The following is a 20,420-nucleotide window of genomic DNA, read 5'->3' as shown; positions in this document are numbered from 1 at the left end:
TGTGTAATTTATAAGTTTATTACCATACAACTACATTGTAACGAATTTTTTATCATAATGGAATGATGAAACAAAAGTAAATAAAAGAAGTAACCGTTTTGTAAGAAAAAAGGTATATTTTTCATCTTGACGATCAATACACCTTTCTTAATATGAATTATCGTTTTTCTTTATAAGACTCTAATTTTTCTAATAACCGTTCTTTTACAGCTGGCCATTCACTTGCAATAACACTGTACACAACTGCATCTCTAACATGCCCGCTCGGCAATTTTCTTTCGTTTCTAAGTACACCCTCTTTTACTGCACCGAGTCTTTCAATTGCTCTTTGTGCTTTTTCATTTCGTGCATCCGTCTTAATTTGTACTCTCCTCATATGCAATTTTTCAAAAGCATATTGTAATAACATATACTTACATTCTGTATTCATACTCGTACGTTGCACACTTGGGTTGTACCACGTTTGCCCTAATTCCACCGTCTTATCTTCAACTGAAATGTTATATAAGCGTGTACTCCCTACTATTTCATTCGTCTTTTGATCCACAACAACAAATGGCAAATCCTTCCCTGCCCCATAAGCTTTTATCGCCTTTTGAACATATTGCTGCATATCTTGAACAGTATCCATTTTAAAGATTAAATACGCCCAAATTTCTCGATTTCCTTCCACGATTGAAAACATTTTTTCGACATCATTGCTATCCATTAACCGTAACTTTGCTCTTTCGTGAACAATTTCCATTTATTACCCCTCCTCTCTTGTAACTATATCATACGAAACGATAACGTATTATTTATATATCTTAAAGTAAGTGTCATAAAAAAACTCGCTTTTCTTTAAAGCGAGCTCATTCATTATAGAAGTATGTATGCGATCGGCGTAATAATAAGCAACGTTAAAATTGTTCTTTGCACATATAGAATAATAAGTTCCGATACTTTTAACGGAATATCTGTCGATAATATACAAGGGATTGATGCGGAGAAAAACAATATAGATGATACCGAAACAACCGCAATCACAAACTTTGTCACAAGCGGTGCACTTACAACTAAAAGAGAAGGTAAAAACATTTCTGCAATACCAACTGATGCTGCTTTTGCAGCTAGTTCCGCTTCTGGAAGCTGTAAAGCCCATGTAAATGGATAAAAAATATAACTAATCCAATCAAATATTGGCGTAAACTTTGCCAAGACGATACCAATTAATCCTACTGACATAATCGATGGTAAAATCCCCATCGTCATAATGAATCCATCTTTCAAATTCACTGCGATATTTTTCATAATACCCGGTGCTGATTTTGATACTTCTAATGCATCTTCCCAAGCTCGTTCTAACATTTTCTCTTTATAAACTGGCTCTGGGAACCCTTCTTTCGTAATATATGTATCTGGTTTTCTACTAAGTGGTGGGATTCTTACGGTGATAGCGGTCACGATGAATGTTACAACCAGCGTAGTCCAAAAATAAACATTCCATAAATGCATAATGTCTAGTGTTTTTGCGATGATAATCATAAATGTTGCGGATACCGTTGAAAAGCCTGTTGCGATGATTGCTGCTTCTTTCGTCGTATACTTTCCTTCTTTATAAACACGGTTAGTAATTAATAAGGCTAACGAATAGCTTCCTACAAATGAAGCAACCGCATCAATTGCTGATCGCCCAGGTGTTTTCCATAACGGTCTCATAATCGGACGACAAAACGTGCCGATAAACTCAAGCAATCCGTACCCGACTAATAACGCTAAAAATGCCGAGCCAATTGGGACGAGTAAACTTACTGATATAACTAACTTCTCATACAAAAACGGTCCAACATCTGGCGCAAAGAACCAAGCTGGTCCTACTTTCAAACAATATAATACGCCAAAAACAACACCTACTACTTTTAAAATAGAAAAACAAATATCTACAATAGATGCATTCCATTTTTTCGTATAAAATGGATAAATCGCACCAATTATCATTACAAGTAGTGCGTAATATGGTACTACAGAAGGAACTGAAGTCCGGATCCACGATACAATATGATCAATCATAATAGACGAAGCACCGTTTATCGTAACTGGTACGAAAAACATAAACACCCCAACTAAACTAGCGAGTATAAACCGAAGAATAATCCCCTTCTCTCGCCCTGTCTTAATTACATTCCTTTTTAATTCAATTTCACTCAAAATTCGACACCTCCTATTATCTAAATATTCCGTATAATTATATAGAATTCCTCCTTATTAATCGACAATTAAACAAGTAATAATCTTACTTTTTCATTGTCAGTCTCCAAAAATTATCATATAATGTTCTTCAGTAATGTTACATATACATACTTAAAACATATTATTTGTAACCATTTTATTTCCTTTTGTCAATTTACTCATTAAATTAACCTACTTAAAATAGAAGGAGAATGTAAAATTGAAAACAATAAAAATAACTATGGCAAGCACACTGCTACTTGGCGCTCTCATCGCTCCATCTAGTTCTTTAGCTGTGAGTGAAACTGTAACACCAAAAAGTAATGCACAGCCTGAAATTCATGAAGACGATAACTACTATCAGTTTCCCGATGTTATTGGGTGGGCAAAGCCGTCCGTTGATTATTTAGTAAAGAAAAAAGTTTTATCTGGTTTACCAGACGGTACATTTGGACCTAACCTTGAAATCGATAGAGCTTCTGCCGCAATTATCATGGCAAAAATATTAAACTTACAAATAGATGCTTCAGCTAAGCCCTCATTTAAGGACTCCCAAGACCATTGGGCTACTCCTTATATTGCTGCAGTTGAGAAAGCTGGAATTATTAAAGGAGTAGGTAATGGGAATTTCAATCCTTCTGGAAAACTAACGAGAGCTGCTATGGCTTCTATGCTTGCTCATTCATATAACTTAGACAAAAAATCTACTGAACTATTACCTACTGTATTTCAAGATTTAAAAGGACACTGGAGTGAAAAGTCGGCCAATCTTCTTGTTGCTCTTCGTATTTCAGCGGGTTATGGTGGTAGTCATTGGTATCCAGATAACACTATTACCCGTGCAGAAGCTGCAAGTTTAGTTGCTCGCACAGACCAATCGAAAGATAAAGAAATTAAATTAAAGCAAGTTACTATGAAACAAAATTATTTTATTTATCCTGAATCCTCTCTTCATTCAAGTATACTTGCTGAATATGCACCACAAACCGTTACTGTATTCGATGAATTTGAAAACGGATGGATTAAAATCGCTACGGATCATGGGTTGAAGTGGACACCATTACAAGAAAAACAAGTATATATTGATATAAATTTTGTTACCTTTGATAGACCGTCAAGAACAGGATACGTGGTTGGTAAGTATCCCCCTCAAACTGTAACTGTCGTTGAAGAAAATAGCATCTGGTTAAAAATTCGTACTAGCGAAGGTCTTCAATGGATGAATCCATATTTAAAAGAGGGTGAAGGAAAAGAACTAACATACATACCAAGAACATTTTTTGCTTACGATAGCCCTAATTTTTCTTCTAAAGTATCTGGAAAGTATGCTCCACAAGGTGGTATAGAAGAATTAGCTAAGACAGATGACGGATGGGTACAAATTCGTACAGATAAAGGACCAAAATGGGTAAATATGTCTTATCTCTTACGTCCAAAGCTTCTCTTAAATGTTCCTGCTATTAATCAATTGCCGGAACTACAAAAAGGAAGTACAGTTGTTTCACTGCAAATGCTTTTAGAATACTATACAGGACGTTCATTACATAAAGTAGACTTTGCTAATCAAATGCCATTTGATACAACGCGACGCAAGACTGATGGAAACGGAAAAGTTACAGTTTGGGGTGATCCAGACATCGGATTCGTTGGTGACGTAAGTGGAAAGAGCTATGGTTACTCTATTAACCCAGCACCATTGAAACAATTACTTGATAAACATGCAAGAGGTACAGATTTAACAGGACAGGATTTCTCTGTATTAGAAAGCTATGTACGTAATGGCAAACCAGTTGTAGCGTGGGTAGGGAACAAAATAACTGCTCCGCAACTAGAACATACTTGGCAAACACCTCAAGGAAAAACCGTGAATGGATACAGAAATGCACATACGATTATCATAACTGGTGTAGATGATCGTAACATTTACTATAATGACCCATTAGACGGTAAAAAAGACCAACCAATGGTAAAATCCCGATTTGAGCACAGTTATAATCAAATGGGTAAAAAAGCTTTAAGTATCGATTAATAATGTAAAAAGCCTATTTTGATCATATGATTCAAAATAGGCTTTTTCTATTACACCCCATAATCATCAGCAATTAGTTGAATTACACGATACGATTCTTCGGCTACTTTTTCTTTACTATCCCTATTCGCATCATATGTAATTAACGCCTTCCAAAGCGCCCACCCTCTCGCTCTATTCCACGTTTCTTCATCTATGCGCAATACTTCTTTAAATATGTTTCTACTATTTTTATCAAAAAATGTCCATGCCATCGCTGCATCACAAGCCGGATCTCCTACTCCTAAAATACCAAAATCAATTACGGCACAAAGTTTTCCATCCTTAACGAGTAAGTTTCCTGGCGCAACATCTCCATGAACCCAAACTGGTTTGTGGTCCCATGTTGAACGAAGTGCTACATCCCAAAGATGCTTTAATACTGTTTCATCAAAAACATCCTTATTATTTTCGATAGCCCCTCTCGCTTCTTCATCGTATACAGATATAAGCCCGCCTCGGTAAAAATTATGTTCTCCAGCTATTGGTCCGTTACTCGCATCAATTGATTGTAAATCTATTAAAAATGCTCCTAAGTCTGCTGCGAATTCATCTAAATCACGAATATTTTCTTTCGTCACCGTCTCTCCCTCGATCCACTTATTAATAGACCAAGGCCACGGATATTCTTTAGTCGGATTCCCTTTCGCAATTGGTGCAGAAATTTGTAAAGAAAGTCCCTTACTTAATATAGGTAACCAAGTATTTTCTTTCTCTACTTGCGGTACATATGCTACATCACTTGGCAACCTAACACTCATCTCGTCCCCTAAATGAAATGTTCTATTATCGTTCCCGCTAAGCTTTACAGGTTTCACTTCTAAATGTGCCCATTTAGGAAATTGCTCTTGTATTAACTTTTTAACTAAATCAGCAGTAATATGATTCATTTACTTCCCCCTTTATATACCTATCACACGGATAAACGAGTTCTTCCATCATTTCCATCTGTAACATATTCAACATAAAACCCTTGATCAATTGCATTTTCATACATCAATTTAATTGCGTTTTGGTCTTTAGCGTAAATTGTGACGTATGTACAATCCGCAACTAGTAAAACTAATTCACACTCACTCTCTTTAAATTCTTTATATGTTTCAATATCTACTACTTCCTCTCCTTTTGGATACGCTTTTAAATCTGCAAAAATAACATAATATATGTTGCCTTTAAATAATCTTTTCAAATCTGATCCTTCTACTATAGTTGGTTCTTCTGGAAATAATGCTTCATCCAATCCACCATGTGCTACTAAGTACGACTCCTCACTCCCCACCAATCAAATGCAGTAATATCAATCGGCATTAACACTTTCCAAAGTAAATTATCATATTCATTTGGAATATCGACTGTAATTCCCCTTTTCATTTATTTGCTCCTTTCTTATTTATTTCTGTTCTGTTTAATACATTATATAACGTAATTCACTACTATTTAGCTTGTATTCCCCAACAAAAAAACCGCCCCACTACTAGTGAAACGGTTTTTCCTCTACTATTTTTCAAGCATTTACTTCAGTTTTATGTTCCTTTACTACGCTACGTTTTAAAGCTGTTCCAAGTATGATAACCATGCTTACTACACCAATCCAAACGAGTACAGTAATAGGAGTATTCCAAGCTAATCCTTTTCCGAAGAAGAAGATTTCTCTTAGACCTTCTATCATGAATCGCATCGGTAACCAGGAGTAAATCCAGTCTTGATAAAATGGAGACATCATTTCAGGTGCTAGCGCCAATAGCGGTGCACCAAAGAAAAGTAACAGTGCAAATAACCCGATTCCCTTTAAACCAACTAATGAAAGCACCGCAGAAATCATTAACAAGAAACTAAAAGAAGTAATGGATAAGAACAAAGCCGTATCCGTGAAATTCGAAATATTTAACCCTACCATTCCATCTGCGATCCATGTAAGACCGAATCCAATTACAAGCGCCGCGATAGCTCCTGTTATTATCTGTTTTAGTTTTAATACAAAGTTTTCTTTTCTTGTACCTACTGGCATTCTACTAATCGCAATAAAGATAATCGCTGCACTAGCTAAACTTGCAATCCATAACGGTTGGAATAAAGAAATTGGCGAGTTACCGTTCGCACTATTTTTGCCGATTTCATTTACATTTGTCACTTTCTTTGTAATAGGTGTTACCAATTTCGAAACTTGGTCCGTTGTTAAAGTAGTCCCTTTTGCTTTAAATCCTTCTAATAACTGAGTACGAATATTATTGTTCATATTATCAACTACTCCATTTAACATTTGCCCTGCCATAGTTGAAGCTGCCGTATTCATTCCTTGATTTATATATATTTCTACCTCTGGTGAAGATGGCTGTGTTGTTCGTAATGATGCTTGTTTTGTACTAAAGTCTTTCGGAATGACTAACGCTGCGTAATACTCTTGATTATTTAAACCTTTTTGAACAGATTCCTTATTTTTTACTTCTACCCATTTTACCGCAGGTTCTTCATCTGTTTTTGATGTTTTTTTGATCATATCAACAATTGTTTGTCCCATATTCATTTTGGCTTGATTCGGAATTTCTACTCCTTGATCCTCATTCACAATTGCAATTGGCAAGTTTTTCGGCTTAGGTTGAACGCTTGGAAATAATGTTAATGAAAAAATAAAAACAACAAGTAGTGCAATAATTGGTGATAAAAATAAGAGCTTGTTTTTTAACATTTTCTTTTCTCCTCCTTTAATTTGATCTATAATAACCAACAACGTGTTGTTTATTTATATTTGAATTATATGTTTGAGTTAAATCTTATACAATAATCAAAAATCGTGAATGTGTCGGTTATAAGACACAATTTCTAAATGTGTTGAAAAAAATGTAAGGAGGGACATGCTTTGCGCGATAGTAATTTAGATTTACGTGTTATTCGTACGAAAACTGCCATACGAAATGCATTGGTTGAGTTAATTGAGGAAAAAGGTTTTGACGCCATTACAGTGAAAGATATTACAACGAAAGCAAACATAAATCGCGGTACTTTCTATGCGCACTATCAAGATAAATTCGATTTAATGACGAAATGCCAAGAAGAAATTATGTATGAGTTTTCTAGCATCGCCAAACAGAAATTTCCGGAAGTTATTGCTGACCTTGGATCAAATCCTTCTCCAACAACGCCGTTTGTACTTATCACTTCTATCCTTGAATTTCTAAATGAAAATAGTGATTTTATGAAAGCTGTACTAAGCACAAAAGGAGATTTATCTTTCCAAACAAAATTGAAAGACTTTATGTGGAAAACGCTATTTGAAGATACGAATGGTGCTCTCATTAATAAGGAGAATTTACTTGTTCCAAGCCAATACTTAGCTTCTTATATGGCATCTGCTCATATAGGTGTTATTCAACAATGGTTAAATAATGGACAAAAAGAAACACCGGAGGAAATTGCTCGTATTTTATCAACAATCGCAGTTCATGGTCCTTTCTATGCAGCTGGTTTAAAGAAATAAGCTTGCCCTGCATAGAAACATGCTTTAATCAATCTGAGCATCAACAACCTTCTAAATGAAATGTATGGCTGAGTAGTTACTATTATTTTTACTAGTAACTTGAAATTTATGTTCCTATGAAAAAAGCTGTTGAAAGGAATCCTCTTCAACAGCTTCTCCATTATTAACGATATAAACGAACTGCTCCTGCAGAATTATCATTTGCTTGTCCAACTACTTCAAATTTCAATCCAAGCTTCGGTACTTTACGTCCTGCATCTGGGATTAAATCGTTCATATACAATTTAGAATCATCAAACTTCGTTACACCTGGTAACCCTTTGTAATCATATGTTCCGCGTGTTGGAGATACAACTTTCCATGCTGGCGCTTGGTTAAAGGAGAACGCAGCATCTGCGATTTGGTATCGTGTACTACCTTTAACAGTTGGTTTGCCGTTTAGCGTTCCAATAATTGCCTCTGGATGAGAGTCAACAACCCCTAAGAAACCTTCGCCTGGATGAATACCAACCCAATTATCTGTAAAGCTAGAGTCTGCATACCATACAACAAGACCTGTATTATACGGTACACCACCGCTATATTTTAACGCTTGATCAGCACCAGCGTAGTTTCTCCACTCTAAATAATAGTTATGTTTCTTCTTATCAAAACCGTTTGCTGTAACGAAACCATTTAATTTTAATTTCGCTTCGCCTTCTGCATCATCAGAGAACACAACATTTCCATCTACAGTTAATGTAGCGTTATCAAGAGTAAAACCGTTCGGTGCTAAACCACCATCTGTAATGTATTCGAATACTAGTTTTACTTTTTGTCCTTTAAATTGGCTTAAATCATATGACTTATCTACCCATTTACCATCCGTTGTGTCTAGACCATTTTTCACATTCTTTTCGCCAATTCGATCCACTAACGTTTTCTTATCATCCTCTGTCACTGCATGTACTTCAAGGAAATCATAATCTGTTTCAATTTCATACAATGATTTGTAATCAAACTTCGCCATTGTTGCATTTGTTAAATCAAACACTGGCGTTTCTATTGTTGTATGAAGATTATCGCCTTTTGTACTATAGTAATATTTCTTACCGAATGCAGGCTGAATACCTTTTACATCTTTATCTGGTAAGTTAACGCGAATCAGACCAGGGCGATTTGATTTCGTTACACTTTGATCTAAGTACGTCGCAAGACCGATACCGCGATTTAATTTATCATAGTCGATTTCTACAATATTTGCCCAGTTTCCACCCATGTTCTTTTGAAAGAACTCTTTATTTTGCGGAGAGAAACTCGGTGGCGTTGAACCTGCAATTTTACCAGCCCAGCTGCCGCCGCTCATCACAGACCAAGAGTTAATTGGCTCACCTGCTCCTGAATACTTCGTATCATACTCATCTGGAAGACCTAAATCATGACCAAATTCATGCGCGAATACACCAACTGCTCCGTCTTCTGGCTCAATTGTGTAATCGTATGCTGCCATTTTACCGCCCCAGTTATCAACCTTTGCTTTTGTTCCTTCAATTGGATATGGTGTTCCAAGGTTCCAGCGATGTGACCAAATTGCGTCATCACCTAGTCTACCACCGCCTCCATCTTGCCCAACTCCAGCGTGAATGACCATTAAGTGATCAATAAGACCATCTGATTCGTTTTTATTGCCATCACCATTATTGTCATATTGATCGTATTGGTCAAATTCAGATAAATCAATACCACTTTCTACAGCTGCATTTAATGCCTCTTTTACAAAATCGCGAGGTCCTTTTGGTCCTTTATTATCATGACCGCCATCTCCTGCATCTGCACCATAATCCGCTGCTGTACCAGGAACTGTCAACCACTTTGTTACTGTCCCATCGACTGTATAACTACCACCAGATTGCTCTTCATAATATTGTTTAAATGTTGGGACTTTTGAACCATCAAAGAGTGTAAACGGCTCATCACCAAATAACATTTTTTGATAATGTTCTGGATTAAAATCATTTGAATACATATAACCTGGTACTTGATCAATATTGTTATGCTTAAAGTCAGCAAACTCTACTAGCAATACAAGAACTTTATCTTTACGAACATCACCGTTATATTGTTTTTGCTTCGCTGAAGTAGTTGGTACTTTTCCGTTTAATCCCCCTTTAACCGGCTCTTGTCCAGCTACCGGGCCACTAACAGGTTGATTTGCTTTTTCTTTCTCATCTGCTTTTGCATCTTTAACCTTTTTCAAAAAATCAGAAGCTTCTCTCGTAACACTGTCCCCCGCTACTGGTTCTTTTCCAGCATTTTCGCCTTTTTTCTTCTCTACGTATTTTTCAACAGCTTTTAATGTGTCTTCTTTCGACGTAGCTTCACTAATTACACCGCGTTTCTTGAGCGCATCTGCTAAACGCTCCTCTGGAATTAAATTTTCATCAATTGGACTTAAAGCTCCTACATTAGACGGCGTTGCTGCATAAACAGATTGACTACCAAATCCAAATGTGCAACTAAGCACAGCTGTCGCCGCAAGCGTAGACAGCACTTTAAAAGGCTTTTTCTTCATCCCCATTCCTCCCCAATATTAAATACGTTACAACGTTTATATAATAAATAATATTCTGATAATTCGCAATATATTGTCTTAATTTGTAATATTTTTGAAAATATTCTTTGTTTTAGATTGGTATACATTCTGATTCATCGATGTTTATGGTTGCTTCTTGCATGTGAATTCGAATCGTGGCATGTATGTTTTCTTTTACGACAGGGACATTCAAAAAAATCCAATTCATATGCTCATTTTTATTTTGATTTTCAGTTTCAGGTGATAGCAGTTGGCTAAAAAATGGCTCTGTTAAAGGTAAATGTTCATATTTGATAACTCTCCTGAAACTAAGTATAAAAAGAACAAACGTTCAAGTTGTGGCAAGATTGAGCAAAGCGTTCAGACATTTATTAAAACATATCAACAAATTACCCCACATAGAAAAAGAGCGAGTGTTTCAATGGGTAAAACGTTATGTAGAGCCTTCTTCCTCTGTCGGTGATCATTTAATCAATGAAATGCGTGAAACACGTTTCAAAGAGGGATTCGAATGTCCTCTTTGTGCTTCCGAACATGTTGTAAGGTTTGGAAAGTATAATGATCGTTGCAAGTGCTGTAGTAAAACATTTACTGATACAACGAATACCGTTCTTTACCGTACTCGAAAAAGTGACGAATGTATTACATTTGTTGATAGTTGTAGTAACGAAAGCACTAAACACAATATAAAAGAGTTTCTCCTATCGTCATTTGTGTATGAAATGATTGATACGTATGAGAGCTTACGTTTATCGTGTAATTGTTAATTCTTATGCAATAAAAAATAATTATCATTTACTCCTTAAAATGGTAAAATCATATTTGGAGGTGTAATTATGGAAAAATTCAGTAAGTTATCAATGCTCTTGATGTTTATAGGGCTATTATTATTCGGATTAAATTGGATAATAGATGGCTATTCTGAACTGATTGTCCTTTTTAGTTTTATTTCTTTTTTAGTTGGAATTGTACTAAATTTTATAGCAGTTGCTAAACGGGAAAAAGGAACATTGAAATTCATATCACTTATTTCTTTCTTCGTTGTGATGTTTTTAATTACTTGGTTTGAACCATTTCAGGTACTTCGAATTATTACTTGGCTAAAAAATGTTTCTTAACAGCGAAAAAGTCGAAAGTATAAAAACGAGAAACCCAAATATAAGGATTTCCCTCTAATTCACTCGATTATCAACATTAAAATTTAACAGAGCCAAAAAAATAAAAGATCATCCACTACATATAGCGAATGATCTTTTTAACTACAGTATTTCGATATACCCTTCCGTTCCATGTACCCGAATTCGTTGACCGTCGTTTATTATTTTCGTCGCATTCTCTACCCCGACAACTGCTGGTAATCCATATTCACGTGCAATAACTGCTCCATGTGTCATGAGTCCGCCAACTTCGGTAACTAATCCTTTTATAGACACAAATAATGGTGTCCATCCAGGATCAGTAAAGGCAGTAACTAATATATCTCCATCTTCTAAATTCGCATCTTCCATGTTTAAAATAACGCGCGCTCTCCCCTCAATCACTCCAGAAGAAACAGGCAGACCTACTATCGCTTCGGCCGGGAGGTTTTCTCGTTTGTACTTACCTGTAATGATTTCTCCATCAGACGTCATAACACGCGGAGGTGTTAGTTTTTCATATAATTTGTACTCATTTTTCCGTTTATTAATAACCTCGGAATCCAGTTTATTCGTACGGACAACTTCGTGAAGTTCTTCAAAAGTTAGATAGTATATATCTTCTATTTCATGAATAACGTTATTTTGCAAGAGTTGCTCGGTTTCTTTCAATATTGCCTGCTTATATATGAAATAGCGATTAATCATGCCGTATTTTGGATATTCACGATAACCGATAAAATTCCGGATGTTACTAATCATTCGCTTCGTCTCTTCTATTTTTTGTTTACCATCCGGCAAGTGCTGCAATCGCTCTAATAACTCTTCTTCTTTTTTCAAAGCTTCCTGCAGCCCTGCTTCAAATTTCCTTTTACCAGCACCAATTTCAAAATCTCTTATGTTATTTAAAATCATCGGAATAATTGTAGTTGGCTTTTCACTCCAGCGCGTTTTCGTAATATCGATTTCTCCGCTGCATCTCATTCCGTATTTATTCAGAAAAGCATAGATTGCATCTCGTGCTTTATCCCCGCCTTCAAACTTAACTAGCTCATCTAAAAAGCTATCCTCTTCTATATGCTGTAAATACGTAATAACTTCTGGATATGGCCGCATCACATCTGCAACATCCAATAATGCTAGCCCCATTTCTGACGTAATATTGTTTTGTACAGATTGTGAAAGTGTGTCTGCTACGTTTTTTTCACCTAGCCATTGCTCCATCTTTTCATTAATCCATGATGAAGCATTCATACCTGCCATAAGGACAGCCATACTTTGCGGGTGAAATAATATTTTCTTTAATTGCTTAATATCTTCCAAAATAAAATCAAGTACATCCAGCCCTGATTTCGTTTGAATGTTTTGTTTTAACTCTTCGATCGATGCTTGACTATTCTTTATTAAATCCATAACGATTGCCGGATCGTTTTCGATTTGTGGTTGCGAACTTGCAGGTGGCATACTTTTACCAAGACTCTTTTCTTTTTCATCATCCGGTAACAATTTGATAAAATCATCTCGCTCTATTACAGTCGTTAATGCATCTTTAATAAGCGGCTCCGAGTCCCCTATTGTATTTAATAAAAGTGCTCTACTAGCAGGCGAAGCCAATCTTTGTGCAACATCAACAAACAGCCTTCCTCCAGCTTGAAACCTTGGTCCAAAGGATGTTAACTGGAATAAAGACATTCCTAATGGCTTCAAAGGATCAGTCATCATTTGTTGGTGACCAACCGATACATACACATGATTTTCCTGATCATTTACTTCTGGAATTGGATATAAAGTCGTGATTGGGCGACTTTGAACAATATAAAATGCATCATCAACTAAACACCATTCAATATCTTGCGGACAACCAAAATAAGCTTCGATATGCCTTCCGAGCTGTGCTAGTTGTAAAATTTGTTGCTCTGTAAGTGTTTGAATATTTTGTTGATTCAGGGCAATTTGTGTTGTCTCTGTTCCGCCCTCTTTTAAGGCATAGATAGCCAATTTTTTAGTTGCGACCATCTTTCCGGCGATTTTTTCTTCCTTCACTTTATAGTTATCAGCAGATACTAAGCCTGCTACTAAAGCCTCGCCAAGTCCAAAGCTAGCATCGATTGATACCACCTTCCGATTAGAAGTAATTGGGTCAGCAGTAAATAAAATTCCCGAAGCTTGCGGGAAAACCATTTTTTGAACGACAACACATATAGAAACTTGGCTATGTTCAAAATCATTTTGCATTCGGTAAATGACTGCTCGATCTGTAAATAAAGAAGCCCAGCACTTTCTTACATGTTGCAAAATTGCTTCTTTTCCGATGATATTTAAATACGTATCTTGTTGACCTGCAAACGATGCATGTGGTAAATCTTCAGCAGTAGCGCTAGAACGCACTGCATACGCATGTTTATTTCCAAAGCGAGAGAGATAATGAGCTACTGATTCCACTACATCAGAAGGAATTTCTACTGCCATAATGATTTCTCTAATCTTCCTGCTAATTTCACCAACTTGAGCTCGCTCTTCAATTTTCAACTTTGTTAGCTGCTGCAACAAAGTTTGAAACTCTTCATTTTGTTCGATGGCCTTTTCATACCCTACCGTTGTAACACAAAATCCTTCTGGCACTTGTATCCCTTGAATATTTGATAATTCCCCTAAATTCAATCCTTTTCCACCAACAAGCGTAAGCTGCGTTTTTTCTACTTCCTGAAAATCGAGAACAAAAGAACTCATTCGGCATCTCTCCTTACTATTCATGTGTTATTGATTGTAGCAAGAGTAAATGAGAATAAACAGTCTATTTTGACCTTTAATTACATGATATAATTAAGTTAGGAAGAGGTAATTTTTTTTATTTCTCCCCCTCTAATTCACTTCAATTACATCACCAAAATTAAACATTCTCTTATTACGAAAAGCATCAGTACATATAATCATCTCATGTAATGGATTAATATCGACCGCTGTTATGTAATTTTTATATAAGTAGCCATCTTTATAATATGTAAGCAAAACCTCTTCCTCACCTAAAAATGAACATAACAGCTTACTTTCAATCCGTTCTTTTGCATCTTGCGTTAAGATTGGACGTGAGACTTTCGTTTGCTCCTGTATCATTTCTTTAATACAGGCGAACTGTTCTGGCATACTAGCAAACTGTTGCCACTTTACCATATTATCAAGACATTTTATAAATTATTGTAGCGATATTAATACCTCTATCTTTGTACACATATCTTCATACATAATTCTCCTTATAACAGATTTCTATATTTTAAAATTTGATAAGTAATTATTACGTTTCGATATGCTTAGAAAATTCAGGTACATATATAAGTTATTTTTAATACACTGGGATTTTATATGCAAATAAGTACCTTTACAGTAATGTTTAAATACAATGGTATGAGTAGTTACCATTATATTTAAGCGTTCATTATAACTGCCAGTATGAAATATCATAAATAATGAAGGACAATGTCAAAGAATTGATTGAGTATGGCGAACGTATTCCGCACTATCATAAGGATTTCCCTATAATTTTATTTTGGAGTCACAGAAGCGGTTGAACTTCCCTGACGAATTGGTTTTTCTTCCAAATTGGGTTATATGAGGAAGCAATGAAATATGCACCGTTCATTCATTACTATAAATCTGAAATATACAAAAATAAAATTGATTACTACACAATTTTAGAAATGCAGCTCTTGAAACTAAGTAAGGATACCATAAAACCTGCGTGCAACCCGTATGCCTCGAAACACTGGGAACAGATTAGAGAATATTTTTATAATGATAAAAATGATTCGAAAGGAATTTCATTTAAGCAATTTTTATATTATGTAAAAGAAATAGGAGCTAAATCCAGTCAGTTAGATCAACATTTTTCACAACAATATATTGAGGGGGAAGAAAAGGTCATCAAACAAAATATAAAACTAGAGAATTTTAATACAATAATTCCGAAGTTGGAGAAAGAATATGGATTACTTTCTTCTGATATATCACTCCTTACAAACTTCACTCATCATAGGGCACATCAAATGATTTATAAAGGAAACTATGCAAATAGAGATATTACAAATCCACAATTCCCTTCATTACCAACCTATCGAAGTTTTTATGATGAAGAAGCTCTAAAGCTTGTTTCAGAAATATATAATGACGATTTTGAAGCATATGGATATAAAAAGAATGAAATTAATTTTTAACTAATATACCTATCCCCCCACTATGCATAGAGTCTCTTTAAAAACGAAAACCACTATTAAAAGCCAGCGGTATGGAAGGGGAATTATAATGAGTATTTCTATTATAATGATGGGTTTCATCATAGGGGGATTGGTTGGAGTAACAGGGATAGGTGGGGCCGCATTACTGACTCCATTTCTTCTAACATTAGGTATAAGTCCTTCTGTAGCTGTTGGAACTGATCTAGTATATAACTCTATTACTAAAATGTTTGGAATATCCCAACACTGGAAACAGAAGACCATCAATTTTAGACTAGTAAAATATCTAGCTATTGGGAGTATACCTAGTGCAATTATCGCAGTAGTAACGATTCATTTCTTACCGATCTTTCACTATAGTCGAGAAGGAATTATAAAGTATATATTAGGATATGTTCTAATCCTTGCGGCAATTTCTATTTTCATAAAGGCATTTTTCTATAATGAATCTACACAAAATTATTTTCAAAGACAGACTATGGTACAAAAAAAGAGCCTAACAATTCTTATTGGTGCAATACTCGGTTTTATCGTGGGACTTACTTCTGTGGGGTCAGGCTCTTTATTCGCTATTGCAATGATATATTTATATCAACTGAGACCATCCGAGTTAGTAGGCACAGATATTACACATGCTTTTTTATTAGTGACGGTTGCAAGCATACTAAATATGAATTTAGGCAACGTAGATTATCTCTTGTTAATTCATTTACTCATTGGTTCTATCCCAGGTGTCATACTTGGTAGTAAATTCTCCACTAAGATTCCCGTTAAACCCCTTCAAATATTTCTAGCTATCATTATTGGTATTAGTGGACTAAAGTTAGTTATCGCTTATTAAAAAAAATTTATGTTTTTGCTATATAAGAATGGAGGTTCAAAATGGATCATACAGAACTATATAATTTTATATACAAACAAGGGCGTGTCCCTCATTTCCATAAAGATTTCCCCTTAATCTTATTTTGGAGCCAAAAAAGCGGCTGTACTTCGCTAGCCCACTGGTTTTTTTATCAAATTAATTTATTTAAAGAAGCGATAAAATACAACCCGTTCATTCACAACTATGAGTATGAAGTATATAAAAGCTCTACACATTATTTAGCACACTTAGCTAGTGGATTACAAACTAAAGAGAAGAATACGTATAAACTAGTAAGAAATCCTTATAGAAGAGCAGTAAGTTCTTTTGTTGCTCTGATTCCGCCACCAAATTTTGAGAATCCCGCATGGAAACCCATTCGACAATTTCTGTATGGTGATGAAACCTGCAATAAACCCATTTCCTTTAAACTATTTTTGTATTATTTAAAAGCACATATGACCAAATTAGATCAAGTAGATCCTCACTTTACACAACAATATATACAAGGAGAAGAGGAATTCGTTACGAACTATATTTATCTAGAAAATTTCAACACAGGAATTTCGAAACTAGAAGAAGTATATAAATTAAAAAAATCACCATTAGATCTGTTATCAAAATCTTGGCATTATCAAAGTAGCAAGATGATTTACAAAGGGATTTATGCAGAAGCTGATATTACCAAGCCTCTTTTCCCACGATTACCTACTTATGATAGTTTTTATGACGCAGAAACACTTCAGTTGGTTCAAGAGATATTTGCAAAAGATTTTAATATGTATCATTATGATTTAAATTCTTTTTCTTAACATAAAAGTGTGCAAAGACCCTAGTACTGTTAAGTATGTTATTTTAAAAATGATACGATGTTTCTTCCTATTTATAAATTTCCATATACTTTTCCTAATTTTTTTTAGTTGTGTTTTTAGATGCGCATTTTCACTTTCTAATAATTTGTTCCTATGTTTTGAAAGGTTGATTTTATTTTTTAAAGTTTTTATGATTACATCTTTTGAGGCATCGGATGTCTTTTTAAAATCATGTATTCCTTCTTGTTGTTGAAGTAACTCTTCAATCGTTTTTCTGATTAAGGGTTCTCTATATAAATATGCTTTAGAAACAAGTGCTTTTTCTGAAACTGAATTAAAATTGATTTTTTGTCCTTCTTTAATCATTAACTGTATTACTTTATTCACTCGATATTGCGTTTTCTTCTTTTTTTTAGAAGCGTAATTCAATAACGCCATTGCGAAGGGATATGGCGTTCTGGATTATCATCATAAAGGAAGAGCTATGTACTCACTAAAAGGTGTTGATGAATCAAGGAATGAGAAAGAATATACAGTAGGAACTAACACCCCTAATGATTTTATAAAAAAAACTTACTTAAAAATTCATGTGAAAGGAAAGTATGTCTATTCTTACGACGTTGTTTCTGAAAAGGACATACCGGAGAAAATAAGAGGACAATTGGAAATAGTAGATAAATAAAAGAGCCAACTCGTATGAGCTGGCTCTTTTATTTTGTTTTATAATGTTACTTTTCCCATAGGCTACATTGCATGAATCAATTCTAAAAGAAGTTGCCCTGAGCACCATCGGCTTCTTTATCAGTAAAATTAGATAACATTTTCCTGAAAACCTGTATTTTGTAAATTGCTACCTTGCATAAAAAATGTTGAAGTAACATTTTGCTTTTTTAGTACATCTAAAAAACTAGAAAATCTCCTTTAGAGGATTTGAAGGAGATTTTAGTTTATGCCACATTACTATACAGACTGCAATAACCGATAGAAAAGCTGTTTTTTCTAGCCTTTTTAAAAAATTTTAACTTAATTTTTTAATGTTTAGTGCTGCACCACTTTCAACTAGATTACAAAGAGAGATAGAACTTCCATTAAGACTTGTATTTCTTAATGAAAAAATTGATTTAGCTGGTACTCTTAAAATAGCTGTTCCTGAAAATTGGTCACATGATTCTCCAATGTTGGTTATCGTTCCAAAAGATGTTTGGAAATTAGGTACTGGCGCTCCGTTTAGAATAGCCGTTACTTGTTGTTCTCGATTTACTTCTGTAAAAACAGCAGTTGTAATTACATAGTTAATTTCATAATCTCCAGCTAATGGAATAAATACTGTAGTAGGAGAAAGTAAAACAATTCCTCCTGCGTTAGCTATACTTTGGTTGTTAAATGGAATGTTCTGTCCATTAGGTATCGTAACAAATGTATTTTGCCAGAAATTACGATACGCTGGTGAGAATTCTAACGAGTGAACAGCAGGTGGATGAGCGGGAAGAAACTTACCACAGCATCCCTTAGATTTTGAAAAATATGAGTTCAAAATAATTCACCACCTTTTTTTGAAAATCAATATAATTATTGATATTCAAATTAAGTAACTTAGCTTGTACATTTGTCCAATAAAATCTTATTCTTACCAGAACTTCCACCACGGCTTCTTCTTCTCTTTCGTAGCTGCAACTTCATCCCTAAAATCCCTGCATTTCGCTTAGTTTTTGTTTTGGGGATACTTTAAAATCTTAGGTTGATTGGCATGGGCTACCACCAGTAAAAAATATATTTACAACATTATAAAAATCCAAAAATAAAAACCCAAATTTCTCTATATTAAAATTGAAAAATTTGGGTTTAATCACTTAACAATAGTTTTTCATTTAAAACAAATAACTGATTAATAATCCGACTGATAATAAGAAGCCAAAAATCGTATTTGTCATCGCTGTTGATTTCATTGCTATGCGCATATATCCAGGTTCCTTTACTCCTTTTTGGAAACCTTGAATTGCAGAGATTGGCTTTTTCAAACCTAGGAACATAACTAATGCCCAAGGGCCTATATAACCCATCAACACAATCACAACGATCCATAAATAAGCAATAAAAAAGGCTGCAGCTAGTGTTGCCACTGCTTTCTCTCGCCCAAGGAGGATAGCTAACGTCTTTCTTCCACCTTTAATATCTTCATCGATATCTCGGATGTTATTCGACATGTTGATTGCACCTACTAAAATACCAATTGGAATGGAAATCAATACACTTTCAATCGTTAAAGTATTCGTTTGAATAAAGAAAGCAATGAGTACAAAACATGTCCCCATTAACAAGCCAGAAACTAATTCTCCAAATGGGGTGTACGCAATTGGTAATGGACCACCTGTATATAAATAGCCAACCGCCATCCCAATTAAACCAATGACCACTAACCACCAGCTACTATTCATACAAATATAAATGCCAATAAAAGCTGCTACTACATACAATAAAAGCGCAACTGTTAAAACATTTTTTGGCTTCAATCCATGACGGACAATTCCACCACCAATTCCAACAGAATCAGCAGTGTCTAATCCACGTTTGAAATCATAGTACTCATTAAATAAATTCGTTGCTATTTGCAATGCTAAACATGCAAACATCATCGCAATAAATAAAAGCCAATGAATCTCGGCAACATAAAGTGATGCCACAGTCCCTAATATTACAGGAGAAAACGTCGCCGTTAATGTGTGTGGTCTCGTCATCTTCCATATTAATTTAGCGGAACTAATTTCTTTTTCATTCCCCATAACTCTATTCAGTCTCCCTACATTTTAAGTATAAATCGCTAGAAGTATCTTTCTATCTATTTCCTACTTCACATCCATTAATTATATCAAACAAATGATTATCCTTTCTAACAAATCCATTATTAATAAAGTAAAAAACTATAAAATGAAACTTTAATCATTGGGGGGCCATCCCCCAATGATTAATAGCCCAAACCAATCGTGCTTTTACGTGCATCCCGACTCCCACCTAACTCCCTCGCATTCGCCGAATTTTAAGGTGGGAGTCTTACCGGCCC

Annotated in this window: 15 protein-coding genes and 5 pseudogenes; 8 read left to right on the top strand and 12 right to left on the bottom strand. The window is 35.0% G+C overall.

Going from position 1 to position 20,420, the window contains the following annotated elements:
- Positions 1-157 precede the first annotated feature (157 nt).
- Both QCI75_RS11750 and QCI75_RS11745 read right to left on the bottom strand, forming a co-directional pair.
- On the bottom strand, positions 158-745 hold the full coding sequence (locus QCI75_RS11750) for a GNAT family N-acetyltransferase (RefSeq protein WP_144505462.1): 588 nt from the start codon (positions 743-745) through the stop codon (positions 158-160).
- Positions 746-858: 113 nt separating this feature from the next.
- Positions 859-2,187, bottom strand: coding sequence for a YjiH family protein (locus QCI75_RS11745; protein ID WP_353760524.1), 1,329 nt, complete (start codon positions 2,185-2,187; stop codon positions 859-861).
- 241 nt (positions 2,188-2,428) lie between these two features.
- Between QCI75_RS11745 and QCI75_RS11740 the strand changes: the two genes are divergently transcribed.
- Positions 2,429-4,237: an S-layer homology domain-containing protein gene (locus QCI75_RS11740; protein WP_353760523.1), complete on the top strand. Its 1,809-nt coding sequence runs from the start codon at positions 2,429-2,431 to the stop codon at positions 4,235-4,237.
- A 50-nt stretch (positions 4,238-4,287) separates the two neighbouring features.
- Here the strand turns inward: QCI75_RS11740 and QCI75_RS11735 are convergent, their stop codons facing one another.
- From QCI75_RS11735 to QCI75_RS11725, 3 genes and pseudogenes are all read right to left on the bottom strand, one after another.
- The gene (locus tag QCI75_RS11735) at positions 4,288-5,166 is read right to left on the bottom strand and encodes an aminoglycoside phosphotransferase family protein (protein WP_353760522.1); all 879 of its coding nucleotides are present in this window, start codon (positions 5,164-5,166) and stop codon (positions 4,288-4,290) included.
- 23 nt (positions 5,167-5,189) lie between these two features.
- A pseudogene (locus QCI75_RS11730) lies at positions 5,190-5,647 on the bottom strand (DUF2691 family protein).
- 133 nt (positions 5,648-5,780) lie between these two features.
- Complete coding sequence (locus QCI75_RS11725) at positions 5,781-6,962, bottom strand: YhgE/Pip domain-containing protein (protein WP_353760521.1); 1,182 nt, start codon at positions 6,960-6,962, stop codon at positions 5,781-5,783.
- A 171-nt stretch (positions 6,963-7,133) separates the two neighbouring features.
- On the opposite strand from QCI75_RS11725, the gene QCI75_RS11720 reads away from it, so the two are divergent.
- Positions 7,134-7,751, top strand: a complete 618-nt coding sequence (locus tag QCI75_RS11720; protein ID WP_144508415.1) for a TetR/AcrR family transcriptional regulator — start codon at positions 7,134-7,136, stop codon at positions 7,749-7,751.
- A 163-nt stretch (positions 7,752-7,914) separates the two neighbouring features.
- Here the strand turns inward: QCI75_RS11720 and QCI75_RS11715 are convergent, their stop codons facing one another.
- The gene (locus QCI75_RS11715) at positions 7,915-10,302 is read right to left on the bottom strand and encodes an immune inhibitor A domain-containing protein (RefSeq protein WP_353760520.1); all 2,388 of its coding nucleotides are present in this window, start codon (positions 10,300-10,302) and stop codon (positions 7,915-7,917) included.
- A 368-nt stretch (positions 10,303-10,670) separates the two neighbouring features.
- On the opposite strand from QCI75_RS11715, the pseudogene QCI75_RS11710 reads away from it, so the two are divergent.
- A pseudogene (locus tag QCI75_RS11710) lies at positions 10,671-10,979 on the top strand (transposase); the annotation flags it as partial.
- A gap of 180 nt (positions 10,980-11,159) precedes the next feature.
- The gene (locus QCI75_RS11705; protein WP_353760519.1) at positions 11,160-11,441 is read left to right on the top strand and encodes a hypothetical protein; all 282 of its coding nucleotides are present in this window, start codon (positions 11,160-11,162) and stop codon (positions 11,439-11,441) included.
- 141 nt (positions 11,442-11,582) lie between these two features.
- Here the strand turns inward: QCI75_RS11705 and ppsA are convergent, their stop codons facing one another.
- Together ppsA and QCI75_RS11695 are read right to left on the bottom strand one after the other, a co-directional pair.
- Positions 11,583-14,189 (bottom strand): phosphoenolpyruvate synthase, encoded by a 2,607-nt coding sequence (gene ppsA / locus QCI75_RS11700; protein WP_353760518.1) that lies wholly within the window; start codon positions 14,187-14,189, stop codon positions 11,583-11,585.
- 132 nt (positions 14,190-14,321) lie between these two features.
- A complete protein-coding gene (locus tag QCI75_RS11695; RefSeq protein WP_144508411.1) occupies positions 14,322-14,630 on the bottom strand; it encodes a YolD-like family protein in 309 nt (102 codons plus the stop codon).
- Positions 14,631-14,923: 293 nt separating this feature from the next.
- Here QCI75_RS11695 and QCI75_RS11690 point away from each other — a divergent pair.
- The 3 genes and pseudogenes from QCI75_RS11690 to QCI75_RS11680 all read left to right on the top strand — a co-directional run bounded on the left by QCI75_RS11690 (position 14,924) and on the right by QCI75_RS11680 (position 17,362).
- Positions 14,924-15,667 (top strand): annotated as a pseudogene (locus QCI75_RS11690) (sulfotransferase family 2 domain-containing protein).
- 88 nt (positions 15,668-15,755) lie between these two features.
- A complete protein-coding gene (locus QCI75_RS11685; protein WP_353760517.1) occupies positions 15,756-16,529 on the top strand; it encodes a sulfite exporter TauE/SafE family protein in 774 nt (257 codons plus the stop codon).
- A gap of 41 nt (positions 16,530-16,570) precedes the next feature.
- Positions 16,571-17,362, top strand: a complete 792-nt coding sequence (locus QCI75_RS11680) for a sulfotransferase family 2 domain-containing protein (protein ID WP_144508933.1) — start codon at positions 16,571-16,573, stop codon at positions 17,360-17,362.
- Here QCI75_RS11680 and QCI75_RS11675 read toward each other — a convergent pair.
- A complete protein-coding gene (locus QCI75_RS11675; protein WP_353760516.1) occupies positions 17,345-17,749 on the bottom strand; it encodes a DUF6262 family protein in 405 nt (134 codons plus the stop codon). The genes QCI75_RS11680 and QCI75_RS11675 overlap by 18 nt on opposite strands.
- A gap of 46 nt (positions 17,750-17,795) precedes the next feature.
- Here QCI75_RS11675 and QCI75_RS11670 point away from each other — a divergent pair.
- Positions 17,796-18,044: pseudogene (locus tag QCI75_RS11670) on the top strand (YxeA family protein); the annotation flags it as partial.
- A 134-nt stretch (positions 18,045-18,178) separates the two neighbouring features.
- On the opposite strand, the pseudogene QCI75_RS11665 reads toward QCI75_RS11670, so the two are convergent.
- From QCI75_RS11665 to menA, 3 genes and pseudogenes are all read right to left on the bottom strand, one after another.
- Positions 18,179-18,268, bottom strand: a pseudogene (locus tag QCI75_RS11665) (polysaccharide deacetylase family protein); the annotation flags it as partial.
- A gap of 112 nt (positions 18,269-18,380) precedes the next feature.
- The gene (locus QCI75_RS11660; RefSeq protein ID WP_353760515.1) at positions 18,381-18,896 is read right to left on the bottom strand and encodes a BclA C-terminal domain-containing protein; all 516 of its coding nucleotides are present in this window, start codon (positions 18,894-18,896) and stop codon (positions 18,381-18,383) included.
- 334 nt (positions 18,897-19,230) lie between these two features.
- Positions 19,231-20,142 (bottom strand): 1,4-dihydroxy-2-naphthoate polyprenyltransferase, encoded by a 912-nt coding sequence (gene menA / locus QCI75_RS11655; RefSeq protein ID WP_144509122.1) that lies wholly within the window; start codon positions 20,140-20,142, stop codon positions 19,231-19,233.
- Positions 20,143-20,420 lie beyond the last annotated feature (278 nt).

Origin of the sequence: Bacillus cereus group sp. RP43 (genome assembly GCF_040459645.1) — a bacterium.
Taxonomy (GTDB): domain Bacteria; phylum Bacillota; class Bacilli; order Bacillales; family Bacillaceae_G; genus Bacillus_A; species Bacillus_A mycoides_C.
Note: the sequence above shows the minus strand (reverse complement) of the source record. Positions and strands in the feature narration are given on the sequence as shown.